9 protein-coding genes and 1 riboswitch are annotated in these 12,526 nt (G+C 57.7%); of the genes, 6 read left to right on the top strand and 3 right to left on the bottom strand.

Annotated features, from left to right (window positions below):
• The first annotated feature begins 3 nt into the window (after window positions 1-3).
• Together flgL and mgtE are read left to right on the top strand one after the other, a co-directional pair.
• Window positions 4-1,212 carry a flagellar hook-associated protein FlgL gene (gene flgL / locus G5154_RS17220; RefSeq protein ID WP_421243988.1) on the top strand — a complete coding sequence of 403 codons (1,209 nt, stop codon included), beginning with the start codon at window positions 4-6 and terminating at the stop codon, window positions 1,210-1,212.
• Window positions 1,213-1,388: 176 nt separating this feature from the next.
• Window positions 1,389-1,558, top strand: a riboswitch (M-box (ykoK) riboswitch).
• 122 nt (window positions 1,559-1,680) lie between these two features.
• Window positions 1,681-3,030 carry a magnesium transporter gene (gene mgtE / locus G5154_RS17215; protein ID WP_421251222.1) on the top strand — a complete coding sequence of 450 codons (1,350 nt, stop codon included), beginning with the start codon at window positions 1,681-1,683 and terminating at the stop codon, window positions 3,028-3,030.
• Window positions 3,031-3,095: 65 nt separating this feature from the next.
• On the opposite strand, the gene ppx is transcribed toward mgtE, so the two are convergent.
• The 3 genes from ppx to G5154_RS17200 form a co-directional block, all read right to left on the bottom strand.
• Entirely contained in the window at window positions 3,096-4,586 is a 1,491-nt protein-coding gene (gene ppx, locus G5154_RS17210) for an exopolyphosphatase (RefSeq protein ID WP_421251221.1), read from the bottom strand.
• Window positions 4,576-6,645 (bottom strand): polyphosphate kinase 1, encoded by a 2,070-nt coding sequence (gene ppk1, locus G5154_RS17205; protein ID WP_005344546.1) that lies wholly within the window; start codon window positions 6,643-6,645, stop codon window positions 4,576-4,578. Before ppk1 ends, ppx begins: the two co-directional genes overlap by 11 nt.
• Before the next feature lie 74 nt (window positions 6,646-6,719).
• Window positions 6,720-7,235 carry a glycine cleavage system protein R gene (locus G5154_RS17200; protein ID WP_005344548.1) on the bottom strand — a complete coding sequence of 172 codons (516 nt, stop codon included), beginning with the start codon at window positions 7,233-7,235 and terminating at the stop codon, window positions 6,720-6,722.
• A gap of 197 nt (window positions 7,236-7,432) precedes the next feature.
• Here G5154_RS17200 and G5154_RS17195 point away from each other — a divergent pair, with 197 nt between their 5' ends.
• From G5154_RS17195 to G5154_RS17180, 4 genes are all read left to right on the top strand, one after another.
• Window positions 7,433-8,311: a DUF2726 domain-containing protein gene (locus G5154_RS17195; RefSeq protein ID WP_421251220.1), complete on the top strand. Its 879-nt coding sequence runs from the start codon at window positions 7,433-7,435 to the stop codon at window positions 8,309-8,311.
• A gap of 268 nt (window positions 8,312-8,579) precedes the next feature.
• Complete coding sequence (locus G5154_RS17190; protein ID WP_421251245.1) at window positions 8,580-10,001, top strand: sigma-54 dependent transcriptional regulator; 1,422 nt, start codon at window positions 8,580-8,582, stop codon at window positions 9,999-10,001.
• Between the two features lie 106 nt (window positions 10,002-10,107).
• Complete coding sequence (locus tag G5154_RS17185; protein WP_337072999.1) at window positions 10,108-11,142, top strand: sensor histidine kinase; 1,035 nt, start codon at window positions 10,108-10,110, stop codon at window positions 11,140-11,142.
• Window positions 11,139-12,482: a sigma-54-dependent transcriptional regulator gene (locus tag G5154_RS17180; protein ID WP_108614389.1), complete on the top strand. Its 1,344-nt coding sequence runs from the start codon at window positions 11,139-11,141 to the stop codon at window positions 12,480-12,482. The genes G5154_RS17185 and G5154_RS17180 overlap by 4 nt, the downstream gene beginning before the upstream one ends.
• Window positions 12,483-12,526 lie beyond the last annotated feature (44 nt).

The following is a 12,526-nucleotide window of genomic DNA, read 5'->3' as shown; positions in this document are numbered from 1 at the left end:
GTCATGCGCATCACCACCAACATGATCTACGATCGGAATCTTTACTCCCTGACCAATACCAACGAGCGGCTGGACAAGGCCTATCAGCAGTTGCAAACCGGCAACAAGTTTCAGACTGCTGGTGAAGATCCAGCAGGCATGAGCCAGAAGATGGCATTGAACAAAGAGATTGAGTTGTTCAAACAGTACAGTGTGAATGGCAGTTTGCTGCAGAACAGCCTGGGACATGAAGAGACGGTATTGGATTCTCTCAATACTGCGATGCTCAGTGCCCAGACCCTGATCCAGAAGTCCAATAATGGTGCCATCAGCCTTGATGACCGCAAGGCCATCGCCAGCGAACTGGAAGGGTTGCAGCAGCAAATGTTTGACCTGATGAACAGCAAGAACTCATCGGGTGAATTTATTTTCGGTGGCAATCAGAGCAAGACACAGCCCTATATAAGAGACGCCAACGGCAAATACATTTATCAGGGTGATCCTGGCCAGCGAAATATTCAGGTATCACCCACAGTGCAAATTGCTGCCAATGATTCTGGACAGGATCTGTTTGAAATCGTAGCGACCAGAAGAACCGCCAGTGCCACCAGTGCAAATATCAACGTCGGGGTCGGTGATCAGGGGGATTTTGATAATTTCTATAAAGCAAGTTATGACCCGACACTGCCCAGCAACACCTACACTGTTTCTACCACCATTGGCCCACCTGATACCTATGATATCAAAGATGCCGGTGGCAATACTCTGCAGACGGGCAATTACACTCCTGGTACCAAAATACCGTTCAATGGTCTCGAATTGACACTGGACCAGCCTGCAGGTGGCGCAGCCCAGCAGTTTGCTCTTAATCCTCCCAAAAATGACAACGTGTTGAACGGGATGTCGGATTTTATTACTGCTCTGCGTGACCCCAATATTTCCGCGGAGAGCTTTGAGCAAAAAGTGGCTGATGCCACTGTTCATATGAAAAATGCTCGTTTGAATATCGATCACGGGTTGGGTGAGCTGGGTGGCCGTATGAATAGTCTGGAGCAGGTGATGGGGTCCAACGAGGGATTGAGCACTCTCAACGCCGAAGCGAGATCCAAGGTGTCGGAGGCCGATCTCTATGAGGTGATTTCAACGTTGTCCAAAGAAGATGCTGCCTTGAGTGCCTCACAACTCTCGTTTAGCAAAATAAGTCGTCTGACATTATTTGACTATATTCGCTAAGAAAAGGCCCCTATGGGGCCTTTTTACTGTGGGTTTCCGGCAGAGTTCCCCTGGTATTGTCGGACAATTGTAACAAGCTGTTGCCATACTCGGTTTCATGGTTGAGGCGGGGTTGACCTCCCGGTGGGATTGGATAATCATGCCGCCCGCACAACAGAGGGTTGTGCATATTATTTGCAGCATCTCGTTAGGCGAGGCTCCTGTATAAACACAGGCCACTGATCTCACGACGTCCAGAGACGCCCAAGATCAGGACAGTTTTCATCGGATTAAGGTGTAAACCCAAGTGGCTTCCGGCATGCCGGATACGTTATACAGTGCTAAAGCTGGTACGTGGGGATGATGACACGCCGAACGGCGTCATTTCCTGCCTATTACTCGTCAATCAAATTGCTGTTTTCTTGTCGTTGCATCCGGCTATTTCCGGAAGCATTCAGGCTTGCCTGAAATCACATGAGGTTCTTTGTGATGAAGAAAACACACACCATTCTCAACCGTCATCAACTACTCGATCTCGCCAGTCTGCAAAGCTGGCTGGAACACAACCTGGATCCGGTTCAGCGTGCCGATCAGCTGCTAACCCTGCGTCCGGAAGAGCTCAACTGCATCTTTGACACCTTGCCTGCGTCAGAAGGGGCAGAACTGATCGCCTCTCTCTCCGCAGAGTGTGCCGGTCGCCTTTTGCTGCGGCTACATGGCAGCATCGTCAGCGTATTGCAAGAGGCGATCCCCCGCCGCGAAATGGTGGCTATCCTGCGCAAGCTGGGTCGCCAGGAACGCACCATGCTGCTGGCCCGTTTCCCGGCCCAGGCGCAGGCGTTGTACTACTCCCTGCTGGATTGGCCGTCTGAGTCCGTTGGGGCTAACATGCGCTATGAGTATCTGGCGGTGAGCGAACAGGATACCGTTGGCAAGGCCAAGCAGCTGATCCACGACGCCTGGGACAACGCCCAGCTATTTCGCCACATCTATGTGGTCAATGTAGACGGTCGTCTGCAGGGGAGTATCTCGCTCAAGAGCTTGCTGATTGCCGACCCCGAGGCCAGTGTTACTACGCTGATGGATCGCGAAACCGTCCGGATCAATGCCCGGGCGGATCAGGAACTGGCTGCACGCCTGCTGATCGATCGCGACCTTTCGGTCCTGCCAGTAGAGGATCAGGGGCGCTTGGTCGGTATTTTCCATGTTGATGATGCGGCCGATATTCTGGAACTAGAATCGACCGAGGATGCCGAGATGCAGGGGGGCTCATCCCCGCTCGATACCTCTTACTTACAGGCGACACCTTGGCAGCTATGGCGTAAAAGAGTGGGCTGGTTGCTCATCCTGTTTGTGGCGGAAGCCTACACCGGCACCGTGTTGCGAGCGTTCGAAGAGCAGCTTGAGGCGGTCATCGCGCTGGCGTTCTTTATCCCGCTGCTGATCGGCACAGGGGGCAACAGTGGTACCCAGATCACCACCACCATAGTACGTGCCATGGCGGTCGGGGAGGTGAGTCTGCGTAACCTCGGTACCGTGCTGAAGAAAGAACTCTCTACAGGTCTGCTCATTTCAGGTGCCATTGCAATGGCGGCCTGGGTTAGAGCATGGAGCCTCGGTGTCGGTCCCGAAATTGGCATGGTAGTGACCTTGACGGTGATCGCCATCGTGCTCTGGAGCGCCACAGTTGCCTCCATCATCCCAATGGTACTGCGTCGCTTCCGTATCGATCCTGCTGTGGTATCGGCTCCTTTTATTGCCACCCTGGTGGATGGCACTGGTCTTATCATCTACTTCGAGATTGCCAAGCTGCTGCTCCCGCAGTTGCAGGTGGCCTGACGGGGAAACAGCAAAGCAAAGAGGCAGCCGATGGCTGCCTCTTTGCTATCTGCGTATCTGCGGGCTCAGGCCAGTTGAAAGAGCAGGGGCCAGCCCTGCTCCTGGCAATAACGGTGCTCCTTCTCCAGATTCTGCATCAGAAGGCGGTTCTCCTCGCACCAGTCGATCGGCAGGGTCACAACCAGCTGATCGCCTTGCACTGAGACTCTCCACTCAGGCAGCAGGTCGTCCTGGCGTCTGTGATGGGCTGCTACCGCAAGGCGCAGAATGCGGATGCAGCGCAGCACCGTTTGCATGTCGTGGTTGGGCAGGGAAGGGAGCTCGGAGAGCTTGAGCCCCTTGCGCTGAAAGCGTACCAGCGCCGCCAGCAGAGCTTGATCGTCCTGGTTGAAGCCGGGCAGGTCGGTGTGTTGCAGGATATAGGCGGAGTGGCGATGGATGCCGCTGTAGTTGATGGCAAGGCCAATTTCGTGCAGCCGCGCCGCCCAGCCGAGGATGGCGCGATAGGGGTCTACCTCCATCTGCCAGGGTTCTTGTAGGGCGTCAAACAGGGTCAGCACGCTCTGCTCTACCCGGGCGGCTTGCTTTTTGTCCATCCGGTAGTGGGTGCCAAGGGCTTGCGCAGTGCGCTCGCGGATATCGTGGTGCTGCAAGCGCTCCTCAAACTCGTAGAGCAGCCCTTCACGCAGGGCGCCATCAGAGTAGTCGAGCCGCTCGATGGGCAGCGAGGTAAACAGGCCGAGCAGGATGGCGACCGCGGCGGCAAACACCTCCTGACGCTCTTCGGTGAGCCCGACCAGCTTGAGGTTATCGACCCGCTTGCGCTCGATCATCAGGGCTTTAAGTCGCTCCAGCCCCTCCAGCGTAATACTGCCGTCAGTCAGCCCCTCACCCTGCAGTACGTCGCGCACGGTGCGGATCGAGCCTGAACTGCCAAGACAGCTCTGCCAACCCAGCTTGCGGTACTGGTTGACGATGGGGGCGAGCTGGTGCTGCGCCTCCAGTACCGCATTGCTGAAGTTTTTCTCGCTCAGCTTGCCGCTGGCAAAAAAACTCTGGGTAAAGCTGACGCAGCCCATCTTGCGGCTGGTGAGTGCCTTGTGATCGAACCCCTCGCCGATGATGAGCTCGGTGCTGCCACCGCCGACGTCAACTACCAGTACCTGACCTTCAATATGCTGGGTATGGGCGACGCCCTGATAGATGAGGCGCGCCTCTTCCTGCCCGCTGATGATCTCGATGGGGTGGTTGAGCACCTTGGCCGCTTCGCTGACGAATTCACGGGCGTTACTGGCGCGGCGCAGGGTGTAGGTACCGGCAATACGAATTTGATCCGGTTTGATATTGGTGAGCCGTTCGGCAAAGAGTGACAGACAGGCGAGGCCGCGTTCCATCGCCTCTGGGCTCATGCGCTTCTGCTCGTCCATCCCCTCGGCCAGACGCACCCGCTCCTTGATGCGATCGACGATGCGAAAACGCCCTTCGCTCAGATGGGCGATCACCATGTGAAAACTGTTGGAGCCGAGATCGACGGCGGCGTAGAGGCTATTGTCCATTGTTTGACTCGATACGTTTGAGATAGTCGTAAATCGCGACCTGAGAGCGGATTTTTCGGCGATTGCCCCGCTTCACATATTCGTTTTTCTGGTCGGCATCGATCACCCGCGCCTTGCAGGTATCACTCAGTTGTAGCTCGAGAATATCCATGATGCGCTGCTTGAGCCGCTCGTCATAGATGGGCGTGCCCACCTCGATCCGGCCGTCAATATTGCGGCTCATCCAGTCAGCGCTGGAGATATAGAGCTGGGGGTTGCCCTTGTTGTGGAACACCATCACCCGCGGGTGCTCGAGGAAGCGGTCGATGATGCTGATCACCTTGATGTTGTCACTCAAACCCGGCACGCCCGGCCGCAGGGCGCACATGCCACGGATGATCATCTGGATCGGCACGCCCGCCTGACCGGCGGCATAGAGCCGGTTGATGAGATCCCGGTCCACCAGATTGTTGATCTTGAGGATGATGCCGCTCGGCTGGCCCGCCTTGGCGTTGGATAGCTCGTTGTCGATGAGACGATAGAGCTGACGTCTGCTGTTGATGGGGGAGACCAGCAGGTGGTTGAATTTGTAGCGCCGATAGGGGTACTCGATATATTCAAACACCCCCTCTACTTCGGCGGTGATATCCGGATTGCGGGTCAGCAGCGAGAAGTCGGTGTAGATCTTGGCGGTCTTCTCGTTGAAGTTACCGGTACCGATGTGGGCATAGCGCACTGGCTCGCCATTTTCGTGGCGAGTGATGAGGCATAGCTTGGAATGGATCTTGAGGCTCGGTACCCCGAACACCACCTTGACCCCGGCATCGGTGAGGATGTTGGCCCAGTCGATGTTGGCCGCTTCGTCGAAGCGGGCACGCAGCTCGACCACCACGGTCACCTTCTTGCCGTTGTTGGCGGCATCGATGAGGGAGTGGATGATCCGCGACTTCTTGGCCACCCGATAAATGTTGATGCGAATGGCGCTCACCGCCGGATCGAACGCCGCCTGGCGCACCAACTCGGTGAAGTGGTGGAACTTGTGATACGGGTAGTAGAGCAGAATATCCTGCTTGGTGATGGCATCGAAGGCGTTGACGAAGCCGTCAAAATCGCGGCAATCGAGGGCCGGCAGTTTGGGGTTTTCGAGATAGTCACGGCCCACGTTGGGGAAGCCGATGAAATCCTTGAAGTTGTGGTAACGCCCACCCGGCATGATGGCGTCGTAGGAGCTGATCTGCAGCTTGAGTTTCAGGAAGCTTATCATGGCGGCGGGCATCTCCCGCTCGTAGACGAAACGCACCGGCATGGCGGTGAGGCGCTGCTTCAAGCCGTCACTCATCTTGTCCACCAGGCTCAAGTCCAGCTGGTCGGAGAGGTCGTATTCGGCATCCCGGGTCAGCTTCACCGCATAGGCGGCAATCTCGTCGTAGTCGAAGAAGCCTTTGAAGATCTCGTCGAGGCAGAAGCGGATGACGTTATCCAGAATGATGATCTGCTTCTTGCGGCGGGTCCCTTCCGGCGGCAGCTGGAAGAAGCGGGGCAGGTCATCGGTCGGCACTTCCACCAGGGCGTACTGGATCACCTGACCGTTCTTCTTCATCTCGATGGCCAGATAGGTGTACTCATCCTTGAGGAATTTGACCGGATTGACCTCCTTGTTGAGCAGGATCGGGATGATATGACGCAGCACCTTCTCCTTGAAGAAGACCCGCAGCCACTTCTGAATGGCATCGGAGAGCTGGTTCTCGTTGACCAGGAAGATGTTGTGGCGAGCGAGTGCAATCAACAGCTCCTTGTAGGTGTTGTCAAACGCTTCACCGAGCGCCATCACTTTTTGCTGGATGGCGCGCAGCAGCACCTTGGCTTCATCGTCGCCTCCATGTACTTCATTGATGAGGATGCGACGCTTGACGTCCGATACCCGCACCTTGAAGAACTCATCCTGGTTGGAGGAGAAGATCCCCAGAAAACGGACCCGCTCGATGAGGGGCACCGTCTTGTCCATTGCCTCTTGCAACACCCGTTCATTGAATGAGAGCCAGCTCAGCTCTTTCTCTTCATACAGCTTGTCGGTGCTCATCTTGTGCCTCTGTTTCAGGTCGCGTCTGCGCGGCAGTTATGGCGTTAATATATGACAAATAAATGACGGTATTGTTACTGCTCGCTGAACGCCTCGTCTATGTCGACCACCAGATCGTCGGAGAGGGATTCCAGCGCGGTGATCAGGTCATCCATCGCGAGTCCGTCGGGCAAGGCAACCAGCGCGTGAGCATAGAATAGCGGGGCGCCTGAGTGGGGGGCCGGCTCACAGCCGGTAGTGAGATCGGCCACGTTGATCTCGAGTTGGCGCAGGATGCTGGCTACTTCATGGACGATGCCGGGGCGGTCGTTGCCGGTTACCGTCATCATTACCTGATGAGCCGGCTCGGTGGTTGGTGTCCCTTCGGCAAAGCTGATGGTCAGACCCGGCAGCAGGGCCAGTGCTTCGCATAGGCTGCGATAGTGCTCGTCGGGGACAGATACATGGAGGATTCCGGCAAACTGGCCTGCCAGTTCGCTCATGGCGCTGCCCAGCCAGTTGCCCTGCTCGCGGCTGATGACGGCCGCCAGACTCTCGACGATCCCGGGTTTGTCTGAACCGATCACGGTGACCACCAATTGCTTTTGCATCCTGCTCTCCTTGAAATTGGATTTCTTGCTCGATCCCCATTGTGCCTGCTGTGGCTGGTCATATGAACCCCCGCCTGCGGGCAAATAGATAAAAAGACGGGACTTTTACACTTTCCATACGCTTGTCTGCTGCCTTGCTTCGTGGCGGCTGTGGTAAAGTAATTCCCCTTTCGTGTTGTGAACTGGATCGTGCTCTCATGAATACCCTTGTCCTATCGGGATTACTATTGCTGGCGCTGCTTGTGCTGGCGATCTTCTGGAGCAGAGGCAGACAGCAAAAGCGCCTGCCCTATGATGTGCAGGAGACCCTGTTCACTCCCGCCGAGCGATCTTTCCTCGGGGTGCTGGATCTAGCGGTGGGTGACAAGGCCCGGGTCTTTGCCAAGGTGCGGGTGGCCGATGTGCTGACGCCGCTGGCCGGGATCGGCAAAAGCAAATGGCAGCAGTACTTCAACAAGATCAGCGCCAAGCATTTCGACTATCTGCTTTGCCACCCCGCCGATCTCTCTTTTATCTGCGCCATCGAACTCGATGACAGTTCCCACCGTCACCAGAAGCGCAAGGCGCGGGATCTTTTTCTGAAAACCGCCTGCGACAGCGCCGGTCTGCCGTTGCTGCAGATCCCGGCAAGTGCCAGCTATCTGGTGGGAGAGCTGCGCGAACAGATCCTGCCGCTGCTGGTCAAAACCAGCGAGCCGCTGATCGACGATCTGCCGCACGGGGCGCGTCGCGAGCCGACGTTCAACCCTCTGCTGCTGGATGGCGTGGATGTCGGTGCCGGGATGCGTGGTCGCACTGCCCATACCGAGGCGATCTCGCCTGCGTCGCTCCACGAGCCCGCCATTCAGGCCAAGGGGATGGTGGAGGCGCCACAGAGTGAGGGGGAGCTGGTCGATGGCTTGTTTGCCGATGTAGAAGATGATGAAGAGCATGAGGTGCAGCTCTGCCCCCGCTGTGATGCGCCGCTGGTGGAGCGGGAAGCGAAAAAAGGTCCCCACGCCGGTCGGCTATTCCTGGCTTGCAGCCGTTTTCCCGAATGTCGCTATGCGGCGCCGCACCACCATAATCGCCACTGAGTGCTCTTCACAGTGTCACATGCTGCCCTCTGACGAGGGCAGTTTTTTTTCTGCCATTGGTGGCGTTTGTTCGCGGCGCCAATGCAGAAAATTCCTCGGCAAAATTTATCTAATCTCCCGTTTCTGTCGATACACTTAGCCTGAATACGACAATTTTTGACAATGCGTCGGTTTTTTGGCACTTTGTGTGCTTGCAAAAATACAGTCTGTAGCTGTTTTATTACTAAATAAAACAATAGGTTAGTTCAGGATGTCGCGAGGGATGGATATGGTGGAGATGGGCGTGTTGATTGTTGATGCCGATGCGCAGCGGCGCCAGCAGTTGGGAACCGTACTCTCGTTTATGGGGATCCTGTGGCAGGATGTCGCAGAAGGGGACCTGGATGTTGCTATCGAATCTTCCGGCCCACTGCAAGGGGTACTGGTAGGTGAGCTGACTGGTCGCACTTTGCCCGAGTTACTTGCCGCTTTCCCTCGTACCCCCTTTATCTCGCTGGTTGAGGAGGTACTGCCCAACAGCAACTTCATCGGGGTCGCGCTCTCACCCTTTACCTATGAATCTCTCACCCGCCATCTGCACTTCTGTCAGGCCTTTGTCTCTCTCCATCCTCGTCAACAGACTCACGACAAGGGGCAGACGTTACTGCGTTTGCTGGTGGGTAAAGGAAAAGGGATCCAGGAGGTTCGTCGCCTCATTAGCCAGGTGGCCGAGACAGATGCCAACGTGCTGATCCTCGGCGAGTCCGGAACCGGCAAAGAGGTCGTGGCCCGTGCCATTCACGAACTCTCGGCCCGCAGTAGTGGCCCCTTTGTGCCTATCAACTGTGGTGCCATTCCTGCCGAATTGCTGGAGAGCGAGCTGTTCGGTCACGAGAAGGGAGCCTTTACCGGCGCCATCGCAGCCCGTCGCGGTCGTTTCGAGCTGGCGCAGGGGGGCACCCTGTTCCTCGACGAGATTGGCGACATGCCGATGCCGATGCAGGTCAAACTGCTGCGGGTATTGCAGGAGCGGCTGTTTGATCGGGTGGGTGGTGGCAAGCCTATTCAGGCTGATGTGCGCATCATTGCGGCGACCCACCGTGATCTGGAGGCATTGATCCGCAGTCAGGGCTTTCGTGAAGATCTCTACTATCGTCTCAACGTCTTCCCGATCGAGACTCCGCCGCTGCGGGATCGCATCGATGACATCCCGCTGCTGCTGCAGGAGCTGCTCAACCGCCATGCCGAGCAGCACCACGGTTTTATCCGGCTGACCCAGCGTGCGCTGGAGTCACTGATGCAGTACCCCTGGCCCGGTAACGTGCGCGAGCTATCCAACCTGCTGGAGCGGCTGCTGATCCTCTACCCGCACCAGATTGTCGATGTGGCCGATCTGCCGAGCCGTTATCGCCTGCTGCCGAGCGAGCCGCGGGATGAGCGGCTGACAGAGTTGGATGAGCGGGATGCGCTGGCTGCGGTATTCCAGGAGCCGCCGGAACTGGATCATCCTCTCGCCTCTGCCCGCACCATGCAGTTGCCGGAGGAGGGGGTCAATCTCAAGGAAATGTTGGCCGACCTCGAGGTGGAGTTGATCCGCCAGGCGCTGGAGTCTCAGGACGGGGTGGTGGCCCGCGCCGCCGATCTGCTCGGCATGCGGCGCACCACCCTGGTAGAGAAGATGAAAAAGTACGGGATGAGCAAGGACGTCTGAGGGTCAAAGCCTTGACGCCAACGCACAATTCATTGTTTTAATTCATATAATTTAGTGGCATGGAAATTGAATAACCTGACCCAATAGCCAGTTTGAGGTCAGCTTTATGACAATCCAGCAACAGGACATGCCACTCCAGTCACACGAAGTGAGCCAGCTCTACGCCATCTTCAAGGCGCTCCCCACCGGGGTGTTGCTGCTTGATGGGGCTGGTGTGGTCACCCGCGCGAATCCAGCTGCCATCTCACTGCTGGGAGAGCCGCTGGAAGGGGAGCTTTGGCGTAACATCATTGCCCGCTGCTTCGAGCCGCGCGAGGATGATGGCCACGAGATCTCCCTGCGCGACGGGCGCCGGGTGCAGCTCTCGACCCAGCCGCTGCCTGATCAGCGTGGTCAGCTGGTCTTTATCAACGACCTGACTGAAACCCGCAAGCTGCAGGATCGCATCAATCACATGAAGCGGCTGTCGGCACTCGGTAATATGGCGGCTTCGCTCGCCCACCAGATCCGCACTCCGCTCTCCGCAGCCATGCTCTATGCCGCCAACCTGGCCAACCGTACCCTCAAGCCGGAGTCCCGCACTCAGTTTCAGCAAAAGCTGATGGCCCGTCTGCAGGATCTGGAGAAGCAGATCAACGATATCCTGCTGTTTGCCCGCAACGGTGACAGTCAGGTGGTCACCCCCATCTCGGTACAGGGCCTAATGGTTGAAGTTCAGGCAGGCGCCGAGGCTTTCTGTCAGCAACAGGGCTGCGAGCTGCACATGGAGGCGCCTGAGCCCGATCTCTGTCTGCTGGCCAACAGCAGTGCGCTGGCGGGAGCCATCAACAACCTGATAGCAAATGCTCAGCAGGCAGGGGCCACCTCGCTGCTGGTCAGCGCGGTGCGCAGTGGTGCCCGGGTGGAGATACGGGTCATCGACAATGGCAAGGGGATCCCTTCCCATCAGCTCGGTCAGGTATTCGAACCCTTCTTTACCACTCGCTCCCAAGGCACTGGCCTCGGGTTGGCGGTGGTGCAATCCGTCGTGCGTGCCCATCAGGGGGAGGTCGGTGTGGCCTCGGTTCCCGGTGAAGGCACCTGTTTTACTCTGTCGTTCCCCCTGCATCAGCAACCGGTGCAGCTTGGAGGTGTAGCATGACTCAGGCCCGGATCCTGGTTGTAGAAGATGACAATGGCCTGCGCGAAGCGCTGGTGGATACCCTTTTGCTCGGCGGTTATGAGTGCCGTGAAGCGGACAGCGGCGAGAGGGCTCTGCTGGCCCTCTCCCGTCAGCCGTTTGACATGGTGATCTCCGATATCCAGATGGGGGGAATGGACGGCCTCACCCTGTTGGCTACCATCCGCCAGCAATATCCGCAGATACCTGTGCTGCTGATGACAGCCTACGCCAACATCGATGGCGCAGTGCGCGCCATGCGCGAAGGGGCCATCGACTATCTGGCCAAGCCATTTTCGCCGGAGGTGCTGCTCAATCAGGTCAGCCGCTATGTGCCCGCCCAAAAGGTGGAGAAGCGCGCCGTGGTTTACGGGGATCCCAAAACTGCCGAGCTGTTCCAGCTGGCGACCCGAGTGGCCAGAAGCGAAGCGACCGTGATGGTGACCGGCCCGAGCGGGACGGGTAAAGAGGTGCTGGCCCGTTACATTCACGATAACTCCAGCCGCGCCGAGCAGCCTTTCGTCGCCATCAACTGCGCCGCCATTCCGGAAAACATGCTGGAGGCGACCCTGTTTGGCTACGAGAAGGGGGCTTTCACCGGTGCGGTACAGGGGTGCCCGGGCAAGTTCGAGCAGGCGCAGGGGGGCACCCTGCTGCTTGACGAGATCACCGAGATGGATCAGGGGCTGCAAGCCAAATTGCTGCGGGTGTTGCAGGAGAAAGAGGTGGAGCGGCTCGGCAGTCGCAAGATGATCCCGCTGGATGTGCGGGTCATCGCTACCAGCAACCGGGATTTGAAAAAAGCGGTGCAGGATGGTCTGTTCCGCGAAGATCTCTACTATCGCCTCAACGTCTTTCCGCTGCGCTGGTCTGCCCTCTGTGAGCGGCCCGGCGACATTCTGCCGCTGGCGGAGCACCTGCTGGCACTTCATGCCAGTCAGCAGGGGCTGCCGACACCACAGTTGACAGATGCCTCGCGGGAGCGGTTGCTGGCCCACCCCTGGCCCGGCAATGTGCGGGAGCTGGATAACGTGGTACAGCGCGCCCTCATCCTCAGCCCCGACGGGATCATTGATTGTGACCACCTCATTCTGGAGGAGCTGGACGAGCAGGAGATGGAGTTTGTCAGCGTGGAGCGCAGCTATGGCGGCGATCGCCTCGGCAGCGAGCTCAAGCAGCAGGAGCACCAGATCATCCTCGACACCCTGCAAGATTGTAACGGCAGCCGCAAGGCGGTGGCCGACCGACTCGGCATCAGCCCGCGCACTCTGCGCTACAAGCTGGCCCAGATGCGGGAGGCGGGGATCGACCTGCCAGCCTGAGGCATGTAGGGAAGCCGTACTGTGTGGGGGCTGTCATGGTCTTG

Source organism: Aeromonas sp. 600527 (genome assembly GCF_049175415.1).
GTDB lineage: Bacteria > Pseudomonadota > Gammaproteobacteria > Enterobacterales > Aeromonadaceae > Aeromonas > Aeromonas veronii_A.
Note: the sequence above shows the minus strand (reverse complement) of the source record. Positions and strands in the feature narration are given on the sequence as shown.